The 25,604-nt window shown below is 66.1% G+C and carries 20 protein-coding genes; 12 read left to right on the plus strand and 8 right to left on the minus strand.

What is annotated here, in order from left to right:
- The first annotated feature begins 571 nt into the window (after nt 1-571).
- The 3 genes from ACWZHB_RS07575 to ACWZHB_RS07585 are packed head-to-tail and all read left to right on the plus strand — an operon-like array spanning nt 572 to nt 5,308.
- On the plus strand, nt 572-1,954 hold the full coding sequence (locus tag ACWZHB_RS07575) for a M20/M25/M40 family metallo-hydrolase (protein ID WP_427907208.1): 1,383 nt from the start codon (nt 572-574) through the stop codon (nt 1,952-1,954).
- Complete coding sequence (locus tag ACWZHB_RS07580; RefSeq protein ID WP_427907209.1) at nt 1,951-3,510, plus strand: YfcC family protein; 1,560 nt, start codon at nt 1,951-1,953, stop codon at nt 3,508-3,510. The genes ACWZHB_RS07575 and ACWZHB_RS07580 overlap by 4 nt, the downstream gene beginning before the upstream one ends.
- 1 nt (nt 3,511) lies before the next feature.
- Nucleotides 3,512-5,308, plus strand: coding sequence for an SLC13 family permease (locus tag ACWZHB_RS07585; RefSeq protein ID WP_427907210.1), 1,797 nt, complete (start codon nt 3,512-3,514; stop codon nt 5,306-5,308).
- A gap of 8 nt (nt 5,309-5,316) precedes the next feature.
- On the opposite strand, the gene ACWZHB_RS07590 is transcribed toward ACWZHB_RS07585, so the two are convergent.
- The 7 genes from ACWZHB_RS07590 to ACWZHB_RS07620 form a co-directional block, all read right to left on the minus strand.
- Nucleotides 5,317-6,423 carry a baeRF11 domain-containing protein gene (locus ACWZHB_RS07590; RefSeq protein ID WP_427907211.1) on the minus strand — a complete coding sequence of 369 codons (1,107 nt, stop codon included), beginning with the start codon at nt 6,421-6,423 and terminating at the stop codon, nt 5,317-5,319.
- 206 nt (nt 6,424-6,629) lie between these two features.
- A complete protein-coding gene (locus ACWZHB_RS07595; RefSeq protein WP_427907212.1) occupies nt 6,630-7,253 on the minus strand; it encodes a carbonic anhydrase in 624 nt (207 codons plus the stop codon).
- Nucleotides 7,254-7,314: 61 nt separating this feature from the next.
- Nucleotides 7,315-8,943, minus strand: coding sequence for a fatty acid--CoA ligase (locus tag ACWZHB_RS07600; protein ID WP_427907213.1), 1,629 nt, complete (start codon nt 8,941-8,943; stop codon nt 7,315-7,317).
- A gap of 33 nt (nt 8,944-8,976) precedes the next feature.
- The gene (locus tag ACWZHB_RS07605) at nt 8,977-10,698 is read right to left on the minus strand and encodes an aldehyde dehydrogenase family protein (RefSeq protein WP_427907214.1); all 1,722 of its coding nucleotides are present in this window, start codon (nt 10,696-10,698) and stop codon (nt 8,977-8,979) included.
- A 31-nt stretch (nt 10,699-10,729) separates the two neighbouring features.
- Nucleotides 10,730-12,304 (minus strand): GMC family oxidoreductase, encoded by a 1,575-nt coding sequence (locus ACWZHB_RS07610; RefSeq protein WP_427907215.1) that lies wholly within the window; start codon nt 12,302-12,304, stop codon nt 10,730-10,732.
- 171 nt (nt 12,305-12,475) lie between these two features.
- Nucleotides 12,476-13,711: a PucR family transcriptional regulator gene (locus ACWZHB_RS07615; protein ID WP_427907216.1), complete on the minus strand. Its 1,236-nt coding sequence runs from the start codon at nt 13,709-13,711 to the stop codon at nt 12,476-12,478.
- A 121-nt stretch (nt 13,712-13,832) separates the two neighbouring features.
- Nucleotides 13,833-15,089 carry a PucR family transcriptional regulator gene (locus ACWZHB_RS07620; protein ID WP_427907217.1) on the minus strand — a complete coding sequence of 419 codons (1,257 nt, stop codon included), beginning with the start codon at nt 15,087-15,089 and terminating at the stop codon, nt 13,833-13,835.
- Nucleotides 15,090-15,177: 88 nt separating this feature from the next.
- Between ACWZHB_RS07620 and ACWZHB_RS07625 the strand changes: the two genes are divergently transcribed.
- From ACWZHB_RS07625 to ACWZHB_RS07655, 7 genes are all read left to right on the plus strand, one after another.
- Complete coding sequence (locus tag ACWZHB_RS07625; protein WP_427907218.1) at nt 15,178-16,119, plus strand: TauD/TfdA dioxygenase family protein; 942 nt, start codon at nt 15,178-15,180, stop codon at nt 16,117-16,119.
- 38 nt (nt 16,120-16,157) lie between these two features.
- Nucleotides 16,158-17,642 (plus strand): aldehyde dehydrogenase, encoded by a 1,485-nt coding sequence (locus ACWZHB_RS07630; protein ID WP_427907219.1) that lies wholly within the window; start codon nt 16,158-16,160, stop codon nt 17,640-17,642.
- 103 nt (nt 17,643-17,745) lie between these two features.
- Nucleotides 17,746-19,098: an MFS transporter gene (locus ACWZHB_RS07635; RefSeq protein ID WP_427907220.1), complete on the plus strand. Its 1,353-nt coding sequence runs from the start codon at nt 17,746-17,748 to the stop codon at nt 19,096-19,098.
- A 24-nt stretch (nt 19,099-19,122) separates the two neighbouring features.
- Nucleotides 19,123-20,784, plus strand: a complete 1,662-nt coding sequence (locus ACWZHB_RS07640) for a long-chain-fatty-acid--CoA ligase (RefSeq protein WP_427907221.1) — start codon at nt 19,123-19,125, stop codon at nt 20,782-20,784.
- Nucleotides 20,781-21,197 carry a YidH family protein gene (locus ACWZHB_RS07645; RefSeq protein WP_427907222.1) on the plus strand — a complete coding sequence of 139 codons (417 nt, stop codon included), beginning with the start codon at nt 20,781-20,783 and terminating at the stop codon, nt 21,195-21,197. The genes ACWZHB_RS07640 and ACWZHB_RS07645 overlap by 4 nt, the downstream gene beginning before the upstream one ends.
- Nucleotides 21,198-21,518, plus strand: a complete 321-nt coding sequence (locus ACWZHB_RS07650) for a DUF202 domain-containing protein (RefSeq protein WP_427907223.1) — start codon at nt 21,198-21,200, stop codon at nt 21,516-21,518.
- A gap of 198 nt (nt 21,519-21,716) precedes the next feature.
- The gene (locus tag ACWZHB_RS07655; RefSeq protein ID WP_378627985.1) at nt 21,717-22,034 is read left to right on the plus strand and encodes a GYD domain-containing protein; all 318 of its coding nucleotides are present in this window, start codon (nt 21,717-21,719) and stop codon (nt 22,032-22,034) included.
- A gap of 283 nt (nt 22,035-22,317) precedes the next feature.
- On the opposite strand, the gene ACWZHB_RS07660 is transcribed toward ACWZHB_RS07655, so the two are convergent.
- Nucleotides 22,318-23,547: an XdhC family protein gene (locus ACWZHB_RS07660; RefSeq protein WP_427907224.1), complete on the minus strand. Its 1,230-nt coding sequence runs from the start codon at nt 23,545-23,547 to the stop codon at nt 22,318-22,320.
- Between the two features lie 232 nt (nt 23,548-23,779).
- Between ACWZHB_RS07660 and ACWZHB_RS07665 the strand changes: the two genes are divergently transcribed.
- Nucleotides 23,780-24,322 carry a MarR family winged helix-turn-helix transcriptional regulator gene (locus tag ACWZHB_RS07665; protein ID WP_427907225.1) on the plus strand — a complete coding sequence of 181 codons (543 nt, stop codon included), beginning with the start codon at nt 23,780-23,782 and terminating at the stop codon, nt 24,320-24,322.
- A gap of 310 nt (nt 24,323-24,632) precedes the next feature.
- Nucleotides 24,633-25,604 carry an ABC transporter substrate-binding protein gene (locus tag ACWZHB_RS07670; protein ID WP_427907226.1) on the plus strand — a complete coding sequence of 324 codons (972 nt, stop codon included), beginning with the start codon at nt 24,633-24,635 and terminating at the stop codon, nt 25,602-25,604.

A 25,604-nucleotide genomic window follows, 5' to 3' on the forward strand; every position in this document is an offset into this window, starting at 1 on the left:
GCGCCGAAGTGCCGCGGCGAAGGTCGCAGGCTATACCGCCGCATCCTCGGGATTTACTCTGTCCAGTGGTTACACCGAAAGGGGCTACCGAGTCGACCTGCGTTTCGCCGACATTGTCGTGTCGGTCGCCTGAAACTCCGATGATGGTGGCACCGGGTCGTATAGTTCACGCTACTGAACGAATCGTATCGAGTAACGCTCTGATCGCCCTTGGCCGCAAGAACTTTCAGAGTGGAAACTCGGATTCTGGCAGGATGCGGAGCTGCCATGGATTCGGCAGTGAAATCCGTTGCACCGGTGGATCGTTGGTCGAATCACAGGGGAACAAATGAATTCCACGCGTGGACATCTCCGACGTCGAGCTGTCGAGACCGTCGCGAGGCGCGCTCCTCGAAGAGGGCGGCTGCGCCGTTACGTGACGGACCAGGCGACGCCCATCGGAGGGGACGCAAAGGAACCGGATGCGGCCTCGGCCTCGCGGTCGCCGCACTACCGCGGTGGCCGCCGGAGTTCTCACCACTCGTCGCTCCCAGAAATGACAGTGCTCGACTAGCAGAAGTGAGGGATTGCTGTGTCCACACCGACATCCGATGCAAAGGTCGAACAGGCCGTCAGTGCGTTGTTTCCCGACCTGTACTCCGAGCTGATCCGGTTGGTTCGGATTCCGTCGATCGCCACCGAGGGGTACCCCCCGGAACCGCTGTTCCAGGCACACGACCTCGTGGTGGAGTTGTTGAGAGACAGCGGAATCGAACAGATCGAGGATCTACGGATCGACGGGAAAACCGCGCCGGTCATCATGGCGACGGTCCCGGGACCACAGGACGCACCGACCGTGCTCATGTACACCCACTACGACGTCGTCCCCGCCGAGGATGTCGAGCTGTGGGACACCCCACCGTTCGACCCGGTGGAACGCGACGGTGCCATCTACGGGCGCGGCACCGCGGACTCCAAGGCCAACATCATCAGCATCATCGGGGCCCTGCGCGCCTTCGGCGGCAAACCGCCGGTCACCGTCAAGCTCGTGCTGGAAGGACAGGAGGAGTTCGGTAGCCCGTTCGACTTCTATCCGGTCGAGAATCCCGGCCCCTTCCTGGCCGACGCGATGATCATCGCCGACGTCGGCAGTGTCCGGCCGGGCGTACCGACCTTGACGGTGGCGTTGCGCGGGTCCGCGCAGGTCACGGTCGAAGCGCGAACTCTGGACGCGGACAAGCACAGTGGGCTCTACGGCGGTGCCGCCCCGGATGCGCGGTTGGCGTTGATCCGTGCACTGGCCTCGCTCCACGACGATGCGGGCGATGTCGCGGTGGACGGGCTTCGCCGCGAGCCGTGGACCGGCAACTCCTACACCGACGACGAGTTCCGTGAACTGGCCGAAGTGCTGGACGGCACGCCGTTGATGGGCACCGGCGGGATCGGTGAACGGATCTGGTCGGGCCCGGCGATCACGGTGATCGGATTCGACGCGCCCGCCCCCGATGCCTCGGTCAACGCGGTCGCCGGATCGGCGCGAGCGGTGCTGAACGTGCGAGTACATCCCGAGCAGGACGCCGCCCAAGCGCAAGCCGCGGTGATCGACCATCTGCGGGCGCTGCGACCGTTCGGGATCGAACTCACTGTCACCGCCGGAGAAGTCGGCAACGGTTTCGCCGCGCCGACGGGCGGTCCTGCCTTCGACGCGGCCGTGTCCGCGCTGGGGCAGGCGTGGGGCGCCGAAGCCGGGCAGATGGCAGGCGGCGGCTCGATCCCGTTGGTCATGGCGCTGCACACCGCGGTCCCCGGGGCCGAGAAGTTGCTGTTCGGTGCGACCGACGGCTACGCCAACATTCACGGCCCGAACGAACGTGTCCTGCTCGACGAAGTGGCCAAAGCAACGCTGGCCAAGGCGTTGTTCCTGCGTGAATACGGTGAGAACTTCGCCGCGGCACGAAACGGAGCGGGTCGATGAGTACTGACACAACCGCTGAACCGACGCCGGAAGTTCAGCCACGCAAGAAATTCGAATTCCCCGGTGCCGTCACCGTATTGGCGATCGTCATGGTGCTGGTCTGGATCGCGGCCCTGTTCATTCCGGCAGGCAGATTCGGGACCGACGCCGACGGTGCGCCCATCCCGGGAACATTCGAGGAGGTCTCCGCACCACTGTCGTGGTGGGAACGGATCCAGCAACTGATCCTTGCCCCGGTCAACGGACTGTACGGAGTCCAGGACCTGACAACGGGTTTCGTCGACCCCGACAACCTGGGCCGGCTCTTCGGCTCGGTCGGTGTCGTGCTGTTCATCATGGCACTCGGCGCGTTCATCTCCGTCAGCTTCGCCACCCGCAGCCTCGAGGTCGCCGTCGGTCGGCTGGGTGCGCGACTGCGTGACAAGGCATGGCTGCTGATCGCGGTCATCATGGTGCTGTTCTCGGTGCTCGGCACGACAATGGGCTTTTCGGTGGAGACCTTCGGCTTCTACGCGTTGGTGATTCCGCTGATGCTGGCCCTTGGTTACGACCGGATGGTCGCCGCGGCGACCATCATCGTCGGCGCGCTCGTCGGCAATATGGCCTCGACGGTCAACCCGTTCTCGATCGGCGTCGCCTCCGGGGAGGCGGGCGTCTCGATCGGTGACGGCATCGTGCTGCGGTTCATCCTGTGGGTCGTCCTGACCGCGGTCGCCGTCGCGTTCGTGCTGCGCTACGCCGCGCGGGTCCGACGAGACCCGGCGACCTCGGTCGTCGGGTTCGACGAGGAGCCCGATCCCGACGTCGAAGCCGACAGCGCCCTGGACGAGCAGCTCAGCACCACCCAGAAATGGGTGCTGGCCATCACCGGGTTCACCTTCGCGCTGATGATCTTCTCCGTGATCCCGTGGTCGGCGATCTTCGGGGCAACGACCGGTCCCGCCGAATACGATCAGTATCACGAAACCCTCACCGAGCCTTACTGGTTCGAGCTCAACTGGTGGTTCCCGCAGCTGGCGATGCTGTTCGTCATCGCCGCGGTCATCGTCGGCGTGGTCGCCAGGATGGGGGAGAAGCAGACAGTCTCGCTCATCACCCGCGGCGCGGGCGACATGGTCGGGCCCGCGATCGTCATCCTGCTGGCGCGTGGCGTCTCGGTCATCATGACCAACACCCAAACCCTCGACACCGTGCTCAACGCCATGGAGCAACTCGTCGACGGCGCCGCGGCCGGGATTTTCGCGATCCTGGTCATGATCGTGAACATCCCGCTGGCGGTGCTGATCCCGTCCTCGTCAGGGCACGCCACGCTGGCGATGCCGCTGCTGGCGCCGCTGGGCGACTTCGCCGGCGTCAGCCGGGCGCTGGTGATCACCGCGTTCCAGATGGGCCACGGACTCACCATGCTCGTCGCACCGACCAATGTGGTTGTCGTCGGCGGATTGGCGATGGCCAAAGTCGGCTACGACAAGTATCTGCGCTTCATCTGGCCCCTGATCGCCGTCAACTTCGTCATCGTCTGCGTGGTTCTCGCGGTGGCCGCCGTCGTGGACTGACGTGGATCCCGCCGATATCACCTACCTCGTGCTCGCCGCGGCGGTGGTGCTGTTCGTCTGGAACCGCCTACCGGTCGGCGTTGTCGCGATCAGCGTCGCCCTGGCGCTCTACGCCACCGGGGTGCTGTCCCTCGACCAGGCCCTGGCCGGATTCGGTGACCCGACCGTCGCGTTCATCGCCGCGCTGTTCGTCATCAGCGAGGCCCTGGACGCGACCGGGGTCACCGCCTGGGCAGGACAGCAGCTGATCGCTCGAGTGGGCAAGAGCCGCACCAGGCTGCTGGTGTCGATGATGATCGCCTGCGCGGTGCTGACCGCGTTGATCAGTGTCAATGGTGCTGTCGCAGCGTTGATTCCGATGATCGTGATCCTCGCGGTCCGGCTCGGACGACCGCCATCGCAACTGCTGATGCCGTTGGCCTTCGCCGCGCACGCTGGTTCGCTGCTGGTGTTGACCGGTACGCCGGTCAACATCATCGTCTCCGAGGCGGCCGCCGACGCGGGCGCCGGCGCGATCGGCTACTTCGAATTCGCTCTCGTCGGTGTGCCGCTGCTGGTCGGCACCATCGTGATTGCCGTCGCGTTGGGCGCGCGCCTGCTGCCCACCACCAGTCCGGCGACCATGCCGCCGGACCTGAGTATCTTGGCCAAGACATTGACCCGGCAATACGCCCTGCACAATGACCTGATCCAGCTGCGCGTGAGCGGACGATCCGAGCTCATCGGCACCGACTCGGAAACCCTCGCGACTCTGCTTCCCGAAGGCGCAGCCCTGCGTGGGGTCGCCCGAGCGGGCCAGGCACGCATCGAAGGCCCGATCAGCGCCGGAGACACCCTGGTCATCTCGGCCGAAAACAGCGTGGCCGCGTTCGTCGACGAGTACGCACTGACGCCGTGTGGCCGCGTCGACACCAGTCCGGACAAACTGATCGGCATCGAGTACGGCGTCGCCGAAGTGATGATCCCGCCTCGCTCGGAGTTCATCGGGCACACGATCTTTCCCGGCATGATGACCGCCGGCGGCGACCTGATATTGCTGTCGGCGCAACGCTCAGGTGAAGACCTCGGACCGAAACCAGCCACCTTGCGGGCCGGTGACACCCTGCTGGTGCGTGGTTCCTGGAACGCGCTGGTCGAACACATCGCCGATCCCGAAGTTCGCGTGGTCCACGAGCCCGATCTGATCCGACGCCAAACAGTGCCGATGGGGCCGGGCGCCAAACCTGCCCTGGCAATCGTCGCGGTGATGATCGCGCTGCTGGCCTCCGGGCTGGTGCCCGCAGCGGTCGCGGCGCTCCTGGCCGCCTGCGCGATCGTCGTGTGCCGCGTTCTGACCGTCGACCAAGCGCACCGCTCGATTTCTTGGACCACCCTCATTCTGGTCGGCGGCATGATCCCGCTGTCCACCGCTATCCGCGACACCGGCGCCGCCGACCAGCTGGCCTCGATCTTCCTGTCCGTCTTCGGCGATCTCGATCGGCACCTGCTCTTGATCGGGTTGTTCGCCGTCACGGTTGTCCTCGGTCAGCTGATCAGCAACACCGCGACCGCGCTGATCGTCATACCGATCGCCGTCGCCATCGCTGACGAAATCGCGGTATCACCGCTGCCGCTCCTGATGACTGTCGCGGTCGCCGCGGCAGCATCATTTCTCACCCCGGTCGCGACCCCGGCGAACATGATGATCATGGCCCCGGGGGATTACCGATTCGGCGATTACTGGAAACTCGGTCTGCCGATGCTGGCCTGGTTCCTGGCCGTCACCGTGCTCGCGGTTCCACTGATCTGGACCTTCTGAACCGTTGTCTACGGCGCGTATCGCAGGACGCCCGCGATGTTGGCTCCGTCAGGAATGTCGGCTGCGCGCACGGCGAAAACCTCGCCGCCGGTGAGTAGAACGCGACGGCTGATCTCGTCCAGCACACCGGGAGCTTCGCCGTCGGTCGAGTCGGCGAAGACGACCGCGCCCTCCGGCGAGATGCTGCCGGGAACCGACGCGTCGATGTCGACCAGCACGCTGTCGACCGCCCCGGCGGTCGCTGCCCGTGCCAGATCGGAGATGTCGGTGCTCGCTCGACCTTCGCTGCGTCGCTTGTCCATCAAGTCGGCCCAATCGGTCAGCTGCGTCGCGTAGTAGCGATCCAAGATCTCCCGTGAGCGGTCGGCGAGGTCCTGATCGGAGAGGTGCTCGGGATTGCCAGGGATGCTTTCCGCGAGCAGGCCGTCGTAGGTGCTCACCGAGCGATACAGGGAATCGCTGGGTTCTGTGGCGGCCAGGATCAGCGGGATGTCGCGGCCGGCCAAAAGGTCACGTAGTTCGGTGTCGATCGCTCGGGCGTACTGACGCACACGCATCTTGCGGCCCTCATCGCCCTGGACGCGCCCCTTCGGCGCGCGATCGCCGAGGCTCGCCTTACCCGCGTAGTCGGCCGCACTGGTGGGCAGGCCAGGAATATGAACCGTGCGGGCCGGTCGATCAGCGCTCACCTCGACCAGGCGCACCCCACCTTCGGCGAGCGCGAGCACGAACGCGGACTGCGGAAAGGTCACCGTCCGTAGCAGTCGTTTGAGGTAGAACCGGTCACCGACAGTTTCCGTGGCGCTGAGCTGGTTGGGTAACCGATAGGTGCGGATGCGCCGAGGGGTGGCGAGCACAACCAGAGTCTTCGCCTGGTACCGCCAGAACTCGGAGTCCTCGATCAGAACATCGAACTCCTCTTGCAACGCGGTGCGCGCGTCGGGATCGGTGACGAGGTCGAGCACACGCCGAGCCTGATTGGAGAACGCGATCCGATTCTGGTCGGGATTCGCGGTATCGGACTCGGTCGGGGTGTAGATCGAAACGCACCAGTTGTCGACGACAGTGGCGAGTGATTTGAGTTCGCTACGCGTGGGAATATCGGTAGTCAGCACTTCGGCCTCCACAGAATTCGACGATTCGACATCAGCATTCGCTCGGCTAACTGCACTAGATCACATCGGTTTTGAGTGTACCGACGCATTGTCCGTGACGTTCCGTTGAGTGCGGTGCTATTTTGTGACACCAACGATCGCGACGTGGTGGCATCCTTCTGATTTGCCGAGGATGCCACCGCACACCAGGATCGACCCGCTGCTACCTATTCGAGCTCGCCGATATTGCCGATGACGTGGTGCAGTTCAGCTCGGCCGTCGGTCAGCTTGTAGGTGACGCACGCGATGGCGAGCTTGCCCGCCGCGATTCGCTCGGCGATCATCGTCGAGCGCTGGGACAGGAGCACAGCGGTCTCCTGCACATGCCGTGCCTCGAGCTCGTCGACGGAGTCGAGTCCTTCCCGGCGACCCAGCAGGATCGACGGAGTGACCCGTTCGACGACGCTACGAATGAATCCGCCGGGAACCGCGCCGGAATCCAGCGCGTCGATCGTCGCGCGGACGGCACCACAACTGTCGTGTCCGAGAACGACAATCAGAGGAATGCCGAGCACCTCGACGCCGTATTCGATCGATCCGAGAACGGAACCGTCGACGACGTGACCCGCGGTGCGGACGACGAACATGTCGCCGAGTCCACGATCGAAGATGATCTCGGCGGCCACCCGGGAGTCACCGCAACCGAACAGAATCGCCGAGGGATGCTGTCCGGCTACGAGTTCGGCCCGATCGGCAGCGCCCTGGTTGGGGTGCTGCAGCGTGCCGTCGACGAAGCGGTCGTTTCCGTCGCGGAGGGTCTTCCAAGCGGTGACAGGACTTGTATGCGGCATATGTCCAGTTCTACACGCCGCCTGCCGGGGGACCCGCAGGGCCTCGTGCCGACGCGAACGGTCAGGACTCGACGACCTCGAGGCCGCCGTCGCGGTGCTGGGCGCGCAGCACCTTCTTGTCGAACTTGCCCACCGAGGTCCGCGGGACCTGGTCGATGAAGGTCCAACGCTCCGGCAGCCACCACTTGGCGACCTTGTCGCTCAGGAACTCGCGCAGCTCCTGCGGCGTGACCTGCCGGCCATCCTTGACGACGACAGCGGCAAGGGGGCGCTCCTGCCACTTCTCGTCGGGTACCCCGATCACGGCTGCCTCGAGGACCGACGGGTGGCCGGCGATCAGGAGCTCCAGCTCGACGGAGGAGATCCACTCCCCGCCGGACTTGATGACGTCCTTGGCGCGGTCGGTGAGCGTGATGTAGGAACCGGCGTCCATCCGGCCCACGTCGCCCGTGCGCAGCCAGCCGCCCGCGAACTTCCCCTCGTCGTTGTCGCGGTAGTAGGAGCCGGTGATCCACGGGCCGCGGACCTGCAGCTCACCCACCGATTCGCCGTCATTGGGCAGCGTCTGGCCCTCGTCGTCGACGATGCGTGCCTCGACTCCGCAGACCGGCCGACCGGCGGTGGCCCGCAGGGCCCAGTGGTCTTCGCCGGTGAGCGCCACAGCGGGCCGCGCAATCGAGGCGAGGGGAGAGGTCTCGGTCATCCCCCACGCCTGGACGATCTGGACGCCGTACTTGTCCTCGAAGACCTCCATCAGGTGCCGTGGCACCGCGGATCCACCGCAAGCGACGAAGTCCAGCGACGACACGTCGTACTCGGGGTGGGCCTCGAGGTACTGCAGGACGTCGTTCCAGATCGTCGGGACGGCACCGGCGATGGTCGGGCGCTCGGCGTGGATGAGCTTGACCAGCGGCTCGGCCTGGAGGAAGCGGTCGGGCATCACCAGGTCCGCGCCCGCCATCAGCGCCGCGAAGATCAGGCCCCACGCGTTGGCGTGGAACTGCGGGACGACAGCCAGCAGCGAGTCGTCGGCGCCGACAGCCATGCCGTCCTTCGTCAGCACCGCCATGGAGTGCAGGTACGTGGACCGGTGGCTGTACGCGACGCCCTTGGGATTGCCGGTCGTGCCGGAGGTGTAGCACATGAACGCCGCGTCGCGCTCGTCCAGTTCGGGCCATTCGAAGGTGCTCGGGTGGGCGATGAGGAACTCCTCGTAGTCCACGACCGTCTTGCCGTGGCCCTCGAGCGCGCTGCGGTCGACGCCGCCGGTGACGACCACAGTGTGCACCGTCGACAGCCGCGGCAGCACCGGGGCGAAGAGCGGGATCAGGGAGCCGTCCACGATGACGACCTGGTCGTCGGCGTGCTCGGCGATGTAGACCAGTTGGTCGGCGGTCAGTCGCAGATTGAGGGTGTGCAGCACCGCGCCCATCGACGGGACCGCGCAGTAGGCCTCGACGTGTTCCTGGTTGTTCCACATGAAGGTGGCGACCCGCTGGTCCCCGGTGATGCCGATGCCCCGCAGGGCGTGCGCGAGCTGAGCGGCACGGGCCGCGACCTCGGCGTAGGTGCCGACCCGGGCCGAACCGTCCGCCATCAAGGTGCGCACCCGGGAGGTGCCGTGGACGCTCGCGCCGTGGCGCATCACCGCGGTGGTGGTCAGCGGCGAGTCCATCATCGTGCTCTGCATGGTTCAGTCTCTTCTCAGATGTATCGGAACGGATCAGCCGCGCAAGGCGGAGGCGAAGATCGCCGGCAAGCGACCCCAACCGGGCCGGGCGGCGAATGCGGTGAGGCGGCGACCCGTCACCGCTGCGGTCTTGTTGTTCACGAACCACGGCGGCTTCGGCGCGAGGGTCCACTCCCCGTGCAGCAGCGATCGCGGTGCCGGACGGAACGGTCCGCGGACCACGGTCCGCTCGGTGTCGGCGAGCAGGAACGCGTTGTGCACGACCCCGCGCCCGCTCTCGATGTCCTCCAGGGGGTGTCCGGGGAAGGCACCCCAGGTGGCGTGTGCGGCGAGGTAGCCGACACCACTCCACGCGTTGACCCCGATGGTGCCGTAGCGCAGCCGGGTGAGTTCGTCTTCGAAGCTCGTACCGAGTGCGCGCAGCGTCGCGGGATGGACGATGACGTTGGCGCCGAGGGTGCCCCGCAGTCGATCGTTGGCGGCCGTGACCGCCGCGGCCAGGAAGGCGGCGGGGTCGCCCGGAAGTTCTGCCACACCGAGGACGGGACCGAAGTACTCGAGCTGGAACGCGGTCTCCTTGTCGTCCGCCAGGTCCAGGCCGGTGATCAGTGTGCGCTCGGGAGTTCCGCCGACGGCCTCGGCGTCGGGATGCAGGCGCCGGGCGTCGGCCACCCGGACGTCACAACCCGGGTACCAGGCGGGGCGTACGGGTGCCTCGGCGAGCGCCCGGCGCAGCTCCCGCAGGAACTCGTCTTTCTGCTTCCAGTCCGAGCTGAGGACAACGATCTGGGCGGCGATGCAGTTGCAGCCGCTGTTGTGCAGCCGCAGCGTCGCGATGTGCTGGGCCTGAAACTTCAGGTCAGCCTTCGACCAGTTGCCCGGTACGACGATCACGGGTGCGGTGCCACCGAGCTCGCTGGTGATCGGCTTCGTGAGCACGGGGGTCCCGGCCTTCTTGTTGGCCGAGCCCTCGGCGCCGGCTCCCCACACGACCGCGTCATGGGTCTGCTCGCTGCCGGTCATGTGGACGGCGGCCACCGAGTCGTGCTGGGCCAGGGCGGTCCCGATCTCGACCCCGCCGGTGATGATCTCCACCGCACCCAGGTCGATGAACGGCTTGAAGATCCGACGGTAGATCTCCAGCAGCGGGTCGCTGATCGGATTGAGCTTGACCGCGGTGACCCGGTTGTCGGCGAAGAGGACGTAGAGCACATCCAGCGGCACGATCGAGGTGATGTTGCCCGCGCCAAGCACCAGTGCGATCCCGCCGGTCTCGTGCGGGACCCGCTGGCCCAGACCGACCTCACGCCGCAGCTGCGCCTCGTCGACACCCGGTTGCATCCAGACCTCGGCGGAGAATCCGTTGAGCAGCAGCTTGTCGAACGTGCCGTGCGGGAGCACCTGCAGTGCGAGCTGACCCGAGGCGGTGCGGCGTACGTCCACGCCGGCGAGCACGTCGCCACCGTTCTCCATCACCTGCAAGGTGTTGGCCAAGGCACCGAGGTAGCCGAGGGTGGCCCACGGCCCACTGATCCACTCCTCGCCGACGGTCTGCGAGGCTGGGTCGACGCCCTTGATCCCCACGGCGATGTCGACCCATTCCTCGGCGCTCTCCGCGACCAGGGCGACGACCTGCTGGAGCATCGCGCGCCGCTGGGCGAGGGAGGTGCGTGCCCACGCCGCTTCGCCTCCCTGGAGTCGTTCGACGATGCGGTCCGCCTCGGAGCGGCTGGTCACCTGAACGGTGTCTGTCATGCGCTGTTCTCCTCGTTCGGTGGTGGCGGGTTCAGTTGCCCGTACGGATCAGCTCGGCGGCCTTCTCGCCGACCATCACGGTCGGCGCGTGGGTGTTGCCGTGCGGGATCGTCGGGAAGACCGATGCGTCGGCCACGCGGAGGCCCTGGATGCCGTGGACCTTGAGCTGCGGGTCCACCACTCCGTCGGCCTCGGTGCCGATCCGGGCGGTGCACGAGGGGTGATAGGTGTGGATCACGCCCTCGCGGATCTTCGCCTCGATCTGCGCGCGGGTACGTGCCTGGGGTCCGGGGTGCAGCTCCTTGGTGGTGACACCCTCGAGCGCGGGCGAGGCCGCGATCTGACGGGTCCGCTCCACACCGGCGACCAGAGAGTCCATGTCGGCCTGCTCGGCGAGATAGTTGAAGGTCGGCGCGACCTTCGACAGCGGGTTGCCGTCCCGCAGCCGAACTCGTCCACGACTCTGAGAACCCACCAGCGAGAGGGCCAGCACGTACGCCGGCTTGTCGTGCTCGGCGAAGCCGTTGTCCCAGAAGTACACCGGGCCGGCGATCATCTCGATGTCGGGGGCGGCCTCGCCGTCGCGGGTGTGGAAGAAGGCGCCGATCTCGGCCACGTTGGAGGTGAGCAGGCCGCGGCCCTGGGTGAAGAACTTGAACAGCTGCTTGGGCGACTCAGCCTCGGCCAAGGTGCCGGTGGCGGTGGTCTCGAAGTTGTTCAGATAGAGCGGGTGGTCCATCAGGTGTTCGCCCACGTTGGGGTTGTCGACGACGACGTCGATGCCGTGCTCGCGCAGGTGATCGGCCGGACCGATGCCCGAGAGCATCAACAGCTGAGGGGTGTTGAACGCACCGGCGGAGAGGATGACCTCGCGGGTGGCCTCGTAGATCTCCCGGCGTCCACCGCGCTCGACCTCGATCCCCACCACGCGGTCACCCGCGATCCGAAGCTTGCGCGTCTGGGCCTTCGTGAGGACGGTCAGGTTCTTGCGCTTGCGGGCGGGAACCAGGAAGGCGTCGGCCGTGGTCCAGCGGCGTCCCTTGTGCTGAGTCACCTGAGCGAAGCCGGCACCGACCTGTTCGGCGCCGTTGAAGTCGTCGTTGCGCGGGATGCCGGCCTGGACCATCGCTTCGATGATGGAATCGCCCAAGCTGTTCGGGGAGCGCTGATCGTTGATGTGTAGCGGTCCACCGGTCGCGTGGTATTCACTGCTTCCGCGGCTGTTGTTCTCCGAGCGGAGGAACAGCGGCAGCACCTCATCGTAGGACCAGCCGGTGGCGCCGCCCTTGGCCCAGTCGTCGTAGTCGTGCCGATTGCCGCGGATGTACATCATCGCGTTCATCGAGGTGCACCCACCGAGCATCTTGCCGCGCGGATGGTAGATCCGCCGGCCGCCGAGGTGGGGCTCGGGCTCTGTGGTGATGTCCCAGTCCAGCTCGGTTTTGAACTGCTTGGCGAACGCCGCCGGGATCTGGACGTTCATGGTCCGGTGGGAGCCGCCGGCTTCGACCAGCAGCACCGAATTGTTCGGGTCCTCGCTCAGACGGCCTGCGACGACCGCTCCCGCTGAACCGGAACCGACAACGATGTAGTCATAGGAACTCATGTGACGTGCACCTCCCTCTGGCAGCAATGAGACCAATGTCGCAATTTTTCCGCTGTGGCGCTTGTACAGAAATACAAGCCCGGTTGCGACGTTTGGACGAGGCTTCAGCCGCCTTCTGGCAGGAGTTCGAGACGCCTGAGCCGACACCCGGCGGTACGGCCACTCCTGGAGTCAGAGATTCCCTGATGGATCGAAGAACTCGACGTACCGCAGCGCCAGTTCGACGAGCGCGGTGCGCTCCACGAGCGGGTGGCCGAGGAGCTCCTCTGCTCGCGCGAGCCGGTACCGGACGGTGTTCTTGTGCACGAACAACTTCGCGGCCGTCGCCTCGATATTCATCTGGTTCGTGAAGAAGGCCAGGGTCGTCTGGCGCAGCTGGGCGAGGTTCTTGTCGACTCCGCGCAGGGCCCCGATCTCGCGTCGAACCATCCGTTCCATCAGGACGCCGCTCGTGGCGGCCAGACACAGCAATTCGACCGCGCGATAGTCGACGATCGTCGGCGACGTCGCGACCGTCATACACAGGTTTTGCGCCGCGCGAGCCTCAGCGTGACTCGAACGAAATCCCTCGACGCCGGGCGCGGGCACACCCAGCGAAAGGTGCACCTTCAATTCGGCCAGTCGGGGCTCGAGATGGCGGATGGCCGTGAGGTCCGGCTGTGCGGGGGTGGCGACCCAGACCCACATATCGCGGCTGCCCGCAACGCGGAACAACGGCCTGGCGGCGCCGAGTGACTTCGCGAGATCGTTTGCCGTCTGCAACACGGCGGCGGCGGAGTCCGCTCCGGCTTCGGATGCCCACAGCACACAACCGAGCTGCCACTGGAGCAGTGGATGTCCGAGGACATCCGTCGCCTCGTCGACGCTGATCGGGTCGCCGGCCAGCAGCGTTTCCACCACCTCGGCTCGCCGAGCCAAGGCACCCTCGTGGCGTTCCTGACGCTCCTCGTAGAACGTTTCGATCAGCACTTCGATCGCGTCGTTGAGCCAGCGGTCGACTCGGTTCCACAGGTGCTTCAGTACCTCTTCACGTGGTGGTGCCTGGTCGTCGAGCGATTCCACGACCGCGGTGCAGTACTCGAACACCCCGTTGTGCGCGGAGCGATAGACCTTCAGGAGGACGCCGAGCTCGTGGCCGCGGCGAGCGAGAGTCCTTGCCAGGTCGTGCGCCTGCGGCGGCAGCAGGATCTGGTGCTCGCGTTGCTGGAGGACCGACAGGAACGCCAGCCATTGGTATCGCGTGCTGCGGTGCAGGTCCTCGGTCAGGACAGGGTCGGTGTCGAAGATCGGCATCTGCGACCTGATGGAGTTGTCGACAGTGTCCACGAACGCCTGTACGCAGCCGGCCTCCGACTGCTCCTGCGCGAATTCCCGCAGCCAGGTCGCGAGAAGTTCCGGCCCCTGCATGTGGTTCCTCGGCTTTCGTCGGTTTGCCGCAGAATTGCCCCGCCAAGATACGGGACGCGATGCGAGCGGCCACGCGTGACCGGATGGCAGCGGCCGCTTCCTCGCCATACGAGGTGCGGGCTCACTGGGTGGCCTCTTCGAGTGTGTATGCGGTGAGCGCGGCGTGCAGTGCGGTGATTCCGTTGACGGTGAAGGGGTTGTGTGGCGATATCTCCGCAACGCGGTTGAGCCGGTTGTTGACGGTGTTGGGGTGAACGGCGAGCGTGCGCGCGGTGCGCTGGCGGTCCAGATCGCAGTCGAAGTAGGTCTGCAGCGTGTGCAGCAGTTCGGGCTGACTGCGTATCGGTGCGAGTGATTCGCGCAGCTGCTCGGCTGCCGGGCCGGGGCGGCTGAGTTGGTAGGCCACCGCGACATCGGCAAGTCGATAGAGCCCGGGGGATCGGTGCAAGGCGAGGGAGAGTCGCAGCACGTCGTCTGCCTCGTCCACCGCCTCCTGGAGCAAGCCGACCCGCGCTCGCTCGACGATCGCCGCGATCACGGGCGCACCCGCCGCCGACTGCATGGCGGCGACCAGCCTGGTGGTGTGATCCGGGCTTGCCACAGTTGTGCTGCCGGTGCACGGGATGAGGACATGACCGCCCGTCCGGTCGAGATGCGGGAGTACCGCAGGCCCGCCGCCGGGCATCAGCAGCCGCAGCATCCGGTGAAGTTTGCGCCGTCCCGCGACGACCCGGCTGCTGTTCTCGGAGGCGAGTTCGTCGGGGGTGAATCCGAACCTGAGCGCCAGCACGTGGTAGCGCTCGGCGAGCAGTACGCCGAGCCGCTCCGCGTCGGCTCGCGCGTCTTGGTCGAGCAGCAGCAGGCGAGCGACAAGCTGGGTTGCGCCCGTCTGTTCGCTCGAGAGAATGGCCTGCTCGTGCTGGTAGGCGTTCACCAGTTCGGCCGTGAAGATCTCCTGCAGGCGCAGGCTCATGGATCCGATACAGCCGAGTGCTTCCGGTGACGCATCGATGGTCGAGGCGAGGCGGCGGCACTCGGCGAAGAACTCTTGGAAACCCTTCTGCCACAGGTGCAGCAGCAACGGGAGAGGCACACCCTCGCGGGCACGTTGCGCAGCTCGTGAGCGCAGCATTCGGAGGTCGCCGTCGCCTGGTGGCCGCCCCTGGCGCAGGCTGCGAAGAACAAGCGGAAAGTAACGCTGTCCCATGGACGGGAGCTCGGAGTCGCGAACTTCCCTCGGCAGGTTCTGCGTGGTCACGTTCGTGTGAGCGGTTCGATGGGCGAGAACGGCGATGCGGCTGCTGATTCCATCCAAGATGTCGGAAACACCCGCGGGTGGTTCTCGATCGTCATCCATCAGCGAGCCGTAGTGAATCATCGCCGAATTGTGCTGTAGCACATTCACCTCATCAATCTTTGGGGTCATACACAGCCGATCGTCTTGTGATCGGCAGCACACTTCTCTCATGGAGTCGACCACTACGAAAAGCCCCTTCATGCAGATCCCCAACGTCGGTGCGCAAGGTTATCCTCGCCTGCACTTCGGCGCGCGTGAACTGCGCAGACAGTCGGAATTCGCGTCACGACCCGAGAGCTACGAGCTGCTCTCGCTGCGGCCCGCGACGCCGTTGATCGGGGCCTACATCGAGGGTGTCGACCTGCGGCACGTCGACGATGCCCTGCATGCAGAGCTCCATCGCGCACTGCTGGAGTGGAAGGTTCTGTTCTTCCGCGATCAGCAGCTGGATGGGCCAGAGCACATCGCGTTGGCGAAGCAGTGGGGGGACGTCGAAGTCAACGACTTCTTCCCCAACGGGGACGTACAGGAGATCTCGCGGCTGGCGAAGGGTGCCATGGCGGTGGGTCAGGAGAACACCTGGCACAGCGACACCTCGTTCCGTCGCGACCCCTCGATGGCGTCGATCCTGCGTGCGATCGAAGTGCCGGACACCGGTGGCGAGACGATGTGGGCGGACATGTACGCGGCCTACGACAACCTTCCCGACTCGGTGAAGACGCAGATCGACGACCTGACGGCGATGCACACCTTCACCAAATCCTGGGGGCTGGTGATGGAACCCGAACAGGTCGAGGCCATGGAGAAACTGCACCCGCCGACAGCGCACCCGGTCGTCCGTATCCACCCGGAAACGGGCCGCGAGCTGCTCTACGTCAACGAGCCGTTCACCAGCGAGATCGTCGAGTTGCCCGGCGACGAGGGGGACCGGCTGCTGGATTACCTGATGTTCCAGGCGCGGGTGCCCGAGTACCAGGTCAGGTTCCGCTGGGAGCCGGGATCGGTGGCGATCTGGGACAACCGCTCGACCCAGCACTATGCGATCAACGACTACTACCCGCAGCGTCGCGTCATGGAGCGGGTCACCGTCGTCGGCGACCAGCCGTTCTGACGGCGACCGCGCCACCGAAGAGCGGGCGCGGTCAGTCCATGCCATCGGAACCCATCGAACAATCCGGAGAATTCACCATGCTCGAATACCGCACCCTGTTCGTCGGCGGCGTCCAGGCCGCGCCGTTGTCGGCGAACTCGATCACCGTCCGCTCGGCGTCGACGGGGCAGGTCATCGGATCTGTCCCCGCGGCTTCCGAGGCCGATGTCGACGCCGCGGTCGCCGCCGCCGGCCGGGCCCTGTCCGACCGCGGCGGATGGGGCGGATGGTCACCCGCGCAGCGTGCCGATGTGCTCGACCGGCTCGCGAGCGAACTCGAGGCGCGCGGCGAGGAGATCGCCGCGCGGGTAGCGCAGCAGAACGGGATGCCGATCTCGACCGCCCTCGCCATCGAGGCCGCGATCCCGGTGGCCGTGTTCAGGTATTACGCCGCCCTCGTGCGAAACACGGAGTTCGAGGAACTCCGCCCGGGGGTGCTCGGTGGCGAGGCGCACGTGCGCCGGGTACCCGTCGGCGTGGTCGGCGCGATCATTCCGTGGAACTACCCGAACCTGCTGACCGCTTTCAAAGTCGCCCCGGCACTCGCTGCCGGCTGCGCCGTCGTCCTGAAGCCGAGCCCTGAGACGACACTCGACACCTACCTGTTCGCGGAGGCAGTCCAGCAGGCCGGGGTGCCCGCCGGGGTGATCAACATCGTCACGGGCGGCGCCGATATCGGCCGCTACCTGGTGTCGCACCCGGGCGTGGACAAGGTGACCTTCACCGGTTCGACAGCGGTGGGCCGGGAAATCGGCGCCCGCTGCGGTGAGCTGCTGCGCCCGGTGACACTGGAGCTGGGCGGCAAGTCGGCCGCGATCATTCTCGAGGATGCCGATCTCGCACTCCACGCCGAGGGCCTGTTCCAGGCCACTCTGCTGAACAACGGCCAGACCTGCGTCGCAAACACCCGAATCCTGGCTCCGAGGAGCCGATACGACGAGGTCGTCGACTTTTTTGCCGAGATGGTCAAAGGTGCGCGGGTGGGTGATCCGCTGCTGCCGGAGACGCAGATCGGGCCGTTGGTGTCGGACAAGCACAGGCAGCGGGTGGAGCACTACATCGCCCGTGGTGTCGCCGACGGCGCACGGCTGGTCGCCGGCGGCGGGCGGCCCATGGACCGGGAGCACGGGTGGTTCGTCGAGCCGACGCTGTTCGCCGATGTCGATCCGGGCAGCGTGATCGCGCAGGAGGAGATCTTCGGACCGGTCCTGTCGGTGATGCCGTACGAGTCCGTCGCGGATGCGGTGCGGATAGCGAATGACACCAGTTACGGCCTGGCAGGCACGATCTGGACCGCGGACCTCGCCGCCGCACACGAAATCGCCCACGCCGTGGACTCGGGGACCTTCGGGATCAACTACTACATGCTCGATCCCGTCGCTCCGTTCGGCGGAATCAAGGCAAGTGGCCTCGGCCGCGAGCTGGGTCCGGAAGGGCTCGCGGCGTGTCTGCAGCCGCGAACCACCTACCTGCCGCCTGCCTGAGGCAATTCACCTACTTCTCGCACTGATCTCGATATCTATACCCGGGCGAAGTCGTTCCCCGGATCGACAAACCCCGCATGTTCGCCCGTGGAGGAACAGCTACATGACACTCAAAGAGATCGCGGCCGCACCCGTACCTGCCGAGCCGGAACAGCACCCCGAGTACTCGACCCGGAGGGCCTGGCTGATCACCGCCGCGCTCACCCTGTTCGTCATCGTGAACTGGGGTGACAAGGCGGTGCTCGGCCTCACCGCCGGAGCGCTCATGGAAGACCTGGGACTCACGCCGTCCCAGTACGGTTTCGCGGCCAGCTCGTTCTTCTTTCTGTTCGCGATCGGGACGGTGGCGGGCGGTGTCCTCGTCGACCGCATCAAAACCCGGTGGGTGCTGCTCGCGATGGCTCTCGTCTGGTCGATCGTGCAGTTTCCGATGCTCGGGGGCGCGTCGTTCACGGTGCTCGTGGTTTCGCGGGTCGTCCTCGGCTTGGCCGAGGGACCTTCCACGCCCGTCGCGCTGCACGCGGTGATGAAGTGGTTCCCCGATGAGAAGCGCGACATTCCCAGTTCCCTTGTGCTGGCGGCCTCGGGGGTCGGGCTGGTCGTGGCGGCTCCGCTGCTGTCGCTGGTGCAGGAGGCCTGGGGCTGGCGGTGGTGCTTCGGCGTCATGGGCATCGCCGGTCTGGTGTGGGCTGTGCTGTGGCTCTGCATCGGTCGGGAGGGGCCCTTCGACAAGAAGCCCGAGCACTCGAAACCTCCGGTGCCGATGGTGGACGCGCCTGATGTCGGCGTCGTCGGTACCGAACCCGAGGTCTCGTACTGGCGCGTGTTCGCCACACCGACCTGGCTGTGCTTCGCGTTCGCGGGATTCGCCTGCTATTTCGTCACCGCTCTGCTGACAACCTGGCTACCGACCTACCTGGAGTCCATCCAGGGAATGAGCACCATCACGACCGGAAACCTGATCGCTGCGGTGGCCGGTGCCGGAGCGCTGGCGATCTTCGGACAGGGCGTGATCTCCGGATACCTGATCGGGCGGGGTGTCTCGACCCGACGGGCCCGCGCGGGGGTGGCCGGATCGGCGGTGCTCGTTGCGGGCGCCTGTCTCGTTGCCTTCGTGTTCACCAGTGGCCCGCTGCAGCTGGCGCTCATGCTTCCCGGATTCGCGCTGTTCGCGGCGAGCTACGCCGCATCGAGCGCCGCCGTCGCACAAATTGCGCCGATTGCGCAGCGCGGCAAGGTATTCGGGGCCCTCTTCGGATTCTTCGGAGCAGCGGGTGTTATCGCGCCGTTTCTCACCGGACGGCTGGTGCAGGCGGCAGACGGCGCGGCGGCGGGTTACCACACCGTGTTCCTGATCGGCGCCGGTCTGCTCACGGTCGCCGGCCTGTGCGTACTCCTGTTCGCGGACCCGGAGCGAGATGCCCGGCGCCTGGCGCTGGTCGCTTCCGATTCCTGAACCAACCTGAGAAAGAGAACCCCTATGAACGTCATCAGCGGATTCGCGGCGACCCACGGCGACAGCTACCAGCTCAACACCACAACGCTCCTGCGTCATTCGGCACGGACATACCCCGAGCAGGAGATCGTCTTCCGCGATGCCGAGGGGACGTGGAACCGGTACACCTACGCGGACGCTTACACCCGTGTACAGCGCGGCGCACATCTGTTGCGGGCGTTGGGTGTCGATGCCGGCGATGTAGTCGGCATCCTGGACTGGAACAGCAGACGGCACTTCGAGTTGTACTGGGCGATCCCCGGCCTCGGGGCCGTGATGCTCCAGATGAACCTGCGGCTGGCCACCGAAGACCTGGGATACGTCGCCGCGCACAGCGGCGCCTCGGTCGTTCTCGTCGACGAATCGCTGCTGTCGGTGGCCGAGGCGATCGCGCCGCACGCACCCGGCGTGCGGATGTGGGTGGTGATGTCGGATCGACCGTCGGCCGAGATCAGCACGTCGCTGCCCAACGTGTGCCACTACGAGGACCTGCTGGCGGCCGCCTCGCCGACATACGACTGGCCGGTGATCGACGAGCGCTCGGCCTACAGCGCCTGTTACACCACGGGCACCACGGGTCGTCCGAAAGGCGTGTACTACTCCCACCGGGGGATCTATCTGCACACCATGGCGCAGGCTTCCGCGCTGGGGATGTGCGCGCAGGACTCGGTCATGATGATCACGCCGATGTTCCACGCACAGAGCTGGGGACTCCCGCAGTCCGCGGTCTACAGTGCGGCGAGGATCGTTTTGCCCGGTGCGTACGCGGCGGGTGAGGTCGGGATGTTGGTGGACGCGATGATCGCCGAGGATGTGACGGTCGCGAACGGCGCGCCTGCGATCTTCGGTCCGATGCTCGGCTACCTCGAAAAGCTCGATCCGAAACCGGATTTCAGTCGTGCCCGGCTGCTGTCGGGTTCCACCGAGCCGGCGATGTCGTTGATGCGTGGTTTCTACGAGCTCACCGGCGCGGACATCATCCACGGCTACGGAGCCACCGAGACCACGCCGACCGCCGTGCTCAACAGGGGAATCAAGTTCTCGCTCCGGGGCAAGCTCTCCGATGACGAGTATTGGAATCTCAAGCGGTGTCAGGGGCTTCCGATGAATGGAGTCGACATCCGCATCGTCGATGCCGACGGCAACGAGGTGCCACACGATGGAACCAGTCAAGGCGAAATCCTGCTGCGTGGTCCGTGGATCACCGAGAGCTATCACGGCCGCGACGACACCTCCGACGGGTTCATCGACGGCTATTGGCGCAGCGGGGACGTCGGGACGATCTCACCGAATGGTTATCTCAAGCTGACCGACCGCCTCAAGGATGTCATCAAGAGCGGCGGCGAGTGGATCTCCTCGATCGACATGGAGAATGCGATCGTCGGTCACCCGCGCGTCGCCGAAGCCGCCGTCGTCGGTGTCGCGCATCCGAAATGGCAGGAGCGACCGGTCGCACTCGTGGTCACCGTCGACGGCGAGCCGCTGCTGATCGAGGAGATCCATGCCTTGCTGGCGGATTCGTTCGCCAAATGGCAGCTCCCAGACACGGTCTTCTACGTAGATGCCTTGCCCCGCACCAGCGTCGGGAAGCTCGACAAGAAGCAGCTGCGACTCGACTACGCGCGAACCTACTCGGCGGCGTTGTGACCCAGAAAGTCGCGACGCAGGACGAGGAGAACCGGCTTTCCGAAAGGACCGGCCGGTCGCTCCTGAACTGGGCATTGCTGCGGTCCGGAGAGGACCCCGATCCACGTTTCACACTCGCGAACGAACGCACCTATCTGGCCTGGATCCGGACGGCGACGGCTCTGGTCGCCGCCGGGCTCGGACTGGAGGCATTCAGCGGCAATCTGCTCGCCCCGGTGGTTCGCTCGTCGCTGGCCGCTCTCCTGCTGGTGGTAGGAGGCGTCATCGCCGTTGCTTCGTTCGCGCATTGGATCGGCGCCGAACGTGCATTGCGGACCGGCCGCCGCCTGCCGACCCCGGTGATGGCGCCAGTTGTCGGAGGGGTCCTCTTCGTCTGTGCGGCAGTGCTGACCATCGCAGTGGTGAATTCCTGAGTGGCCGTTTCCCATTCGACCGACCCTGGATTACAGCCCGAACGCACCTCGCTGTCATTCGTCCGAACCGAATTGTCGATCCTCGCGGTTGTCGCGGCCTCTCTGCGCTGGCTTCCATCCGCCGATCCTGCGGCCCTGCTCGGTCCCGCCGTTGCCGGAACGCTCGTCGCCGGCGTCGCGCTCCACGAGTGCCGCTCACGACCACTGCGCATGACGCGATTCGCGGACGGTTCAGTCTCGCCTTCCACCGGCTGTGGGGCTCTACTCGCCGTGAGCGTCGTACTGCTCAGCCTGAGCGGGCTGTGGATTCTGCGGGGCTGAACCAGATTTCGCATGTCGGATCGAATCGCGCCGGCACGATCTCCTGCCGCACCCGGTCGCGCTCCGGATTTCCGATATCGCCACAGTTACGTTGCCGCATCATTGCGACGACGGCGTTCGTCCAGGATGGTTTGTGGGGGAGCGGGCCCGTAGGGTCGGTCTCGCCGAGATAGCCCGGAGCAGAGGAGGCTGGTAGGTATGCCCAAGTACTTGTGGCGAGTCAGCTATCTCCAAGAGGGGGCGCAGGGCCTCTTGGCGCAGGGCGGCAGTGCGCGCCGCGCGGCTATCACGGAAATGGTGGAGAGCGTGGGTGGTCGGGTAGAAGCCTGCTATTTCGCATTCGGCGAGGACGACTTATTCGTCATCGGTGACGTCCCGGACGATGTCTCGGCCGCAGCGCTCGCGATTCGCACGGCGGCTGCCGGTGCGGCTGTGTCGCACACAGTGGGTCTTTTGAGTCCCGAGCAGATCGACGAGGCGATAGCCAGAGACGTTACCTATCGGCCGCCTACTTAGCTTCTGCCACGTGACGACCACGTTCCGCTCAGCAGTATGTCCGGGCCGGCGTGGCATGGCCGTCGATAAGCATTGCTTACCGATGGTTGATGTGATCGCCTTGTCGGTGCCGACCGACTACTGGTCGGATTCTGCCCGTGATGGCCTGCGGCTAAATACGGCGAAGTCGTTGCTGCGCACCGGAACCCCGTGGAGCGGTTGCCTCGAAGCAGGGGCGCTGATTACCGCACCGCACTCGATGACCTGGGCATCGGCGAAGTACGCCGGTCGATCCCTGGGTCCGTCACCGGTCAGCGCCCGTTGCTGCGCTCGTCTGGGAAACACCTCTGCGCCGCAAGTGATCGTGTGTTCGGTCCGGTTCCTTCTTGGTCGTGGGTGGTGTCGACGTGCGCGGATATGACCCAGTGGGGCTGGTCGGGGTCGGTGGGTGGATCGGACCGGCCAACCCGCCGAGCCGCATTCCGCTACCGCCGCGGCGCAGCGCGATGACCTCCGCGAGGATGGAGATGGCGGTCTCCTCCGGAGTTGCGGCGCCCAGATCGAGACCGATCGGGGAGGACAGGCGGCTCAGCTCGGATTCGGTGACGCCAGCGGCGCGGAGGCGTTCCATGCGGTCGGTGTGCGTCCGTCGGCTGCCCATGGCACCCACGTAGCGCGCTTCGGACCGCAGGGCGATCTCGATTGCCGGAACGTCGAAGCGCGGATCGTGGGTGAGAACGCAGATGACGGTGGACGGCGTCATCACAGCCTGCCTCAGGAAGTCCTGAGGCCACATGACGACCACGTCGTCGGCTTCCGGGAAACGTTCGGGTGTCGCGAAAGCCGGTCGGGCGTCGCACAGTGTCACCGAGTACCCCAGGAGCTTCGCTGTTCGGACGAGCGCGTGGGCGAAGTCGACCGCGCCGAACACCAGCATGCTCGGCGGCTGGGCGATCGACGAGATCAGCACCGACAGTGCGGCTTCGGCGCAGTTCCCGGTCTCACCCAGCTGTACGGTCGTCACCGTGCCGGCCTCGAGGTGACGGGTGGCCCGGGCGAGGACTGCTGCATCCAGGAGCGGATCGCCGCAGGTGCCGGCCGACGAGGCGCCGGTCACGACGATCGACCTGCCCAGGTGGGCGCACTCGGAGACGACGGTTGCCGTGGCGACCGGCTGCCCCGCCGCGACGCTGTCAGCGACCAGCGCGAGGCCGGGGAGATCCTGCGGCCCCGCGCGCTGGACGAGGACTTCCATCGAGCCGCCGCACATCAGTGCGACGGATCCGGCGTCGTCGTCGATCGTGTATCGGCGGAGGGTCGCTTTCCCGGTGTCCAGCACCTCGGTGGCGATATGGAAGACATCGCTCTCGATGCAGCCGCCTGAGATGCTGCCGACAACGGTCCCGCCGCGCGCGACGGCCATGACGGTGCCGACGGGCCGTGGAATCGAGCCCGCCGATCGGACGATAGTGACCAGGGCGCAGTCGATTCCGGCCGCCTGCCATTGGGCCACGGTGTTCAGCGCCTCGTGCATCCGGACTACCCTCTGCCTTGTCTTGCCGGTCCGTGTACCGGCCGCACTGCCGCGGTCGGCACGCGGCTCTCGCTGCCGGTGGCCGCCGTCGGCGTGCACGTCGTCGGCGCGGCCGAGCTGTCCCGGCGAGATGATCGCCGGAGTTCCGCGCCGGTGGGGTGGTAGAAAAGATCGTACAGTACCTTTGCGCAAAGGCAAGTGCGGCGACGAGAGATGGGTTGTGGCAGAGGCAGTGACGGAAAACTTGGACGGTGTCGGTGAGATCATCCGGCAATGGGCCCAGTCGCGGCCCGAACTCGATGTCTCCGCGTTGGAGATCTTCGGGCGAATGCACCGCAGTTTCCTGCTCTATCGCGCACGGATCAACGGTGTGTTCGAGCAGTTCGGCACCAATGAGGCGGGATTCGACGTGCTCGCGTGTCTGCGCCGCGCGGAACCGGAGTTCCGGCGCACGGCGGGTGAGCTGGCGAAGCAGACGCTCATCACGACGGGCGGCCTGACTTTGCGGGTCAACCGACTGGAGGAGGCAGGGCTGGTTCTCCGGGAGCGCGACGCCGAGGACGCCCGGGTCGTCTACGTGACCCTGTCCGATGCGGGGCGTGACCTGGTGGACCGTGTCGCCGATGAGCACTTCGCCGAACTCGCGCGGATGCTGGTGGGTCTGGATCCCGGGCAGAAAGCTCAGCTGGCGGGGCTCCTCACGGTGCTCGAGGGATCGCTACGGATGACCGCGCTGTCGCTGGGGGAGGGCGCCACGGCCGACCGCACCTCCTGAACATCTGGTTCTACGCGCTCCCGGATCTCACGATCTGGGAGCGTTCGTCTTTTTCGGGCGACTTCGCGAAATCTCTTCAGTGCATTCTGTGAGGCACCTCACACGCTCGATCAGGCATGTGACCTGCATCTCTCCATTCGGAGCGGCAGATTCCGGTGGGGTTAACCGGCTGTTAATCGTCGAATTCGTGCTCATCCGCCGTTGACCTCTTAGCGGTAAGGAAGTAGAAATCTCTTGCAGCCAAGATGTTCGGCAACCGCGGTGTGAACTCCAGCCCGGTCGCCACCATCGTCCCGACAGGAGACGTTCCATGACGACAATCCGCTTCGCCGCCGCAGCTCTGCTGGCCGGTTCTGCCTTGATTCTGAGCTCGTGCAGCGGCTCGGGCGAGCGCAATGCCGCGGCGACCGACGGCACACTCGAGCAGACCGAGGTCTCGGTGGGTGTACTTCCGCTGGCCGACTATGCGGCGGTGTACTGGGCGGACGAGAAGGGCTTCTTCGAGAGGGAAGGGCTCACCGTGACGCTCGAGCCGATCCAGGGCGGGCCCATCGGCATCCAGAAGGTCGCCTCGGGGGAACTCGATTTCAGCATCGCCAACTCGATCTCCGCGGCCATCGCGCAGTCCCGCAAGACACCGATCACGACCGTCGCGCATACGTCCTCGCTCGGCGATCGCAGCGGAATTCTGTATGTCGAGCCGGAGTCGCCGATCAAATCGCTCGCTGATATCGACGGGAAGACCGTCGGCGTGAACACCACCAACAACATCGGCGATGTCACCATCGCCAACCTCGCGGCCGGAGAAGGCGTCCAGATCGAGCCGCGGTATGTCGAGGTGCCGTTCCCCGAAATGCTGCCCGGGGTGCAGGCCGGGTCGATCGACGTCGGGTATGCCCCCGAGCCGTTCTCCTCAGCCGCGCGCGGCGCCGGTATGCGGGAGATCGCGGACCTCACGACAGGCGTCAACAACGCACTGCCGGCGTCGATCTTCGTCGCGGGTGACAATTTCGTGGACGCGAACCCGGACACCACCGAGGCGTTCGCCCGCGCGATCTACGCGGCCGGGGCCGATATCTCCGCTCACGAGGCCGATTTCCGCACTTGGCTGCCCGGTGTCGCGAAAGTCCCCGCGGAAGTGGCCCGGACGATGTCGCTGCCGATCTTCGCGTCGAGTATGGATCCGGCGAAGATGCAGGCCGTCGCCGATATGCTCGGCGCCCAGGGGCGGATCCCCGAAGGCTTCGACGTCACTTCGCGTCTCGTCACGCTCGAGGACTGA

The sequence above is a fragment of the Nocardia sp. FBN12 genome (assembly GCF_054031145.1).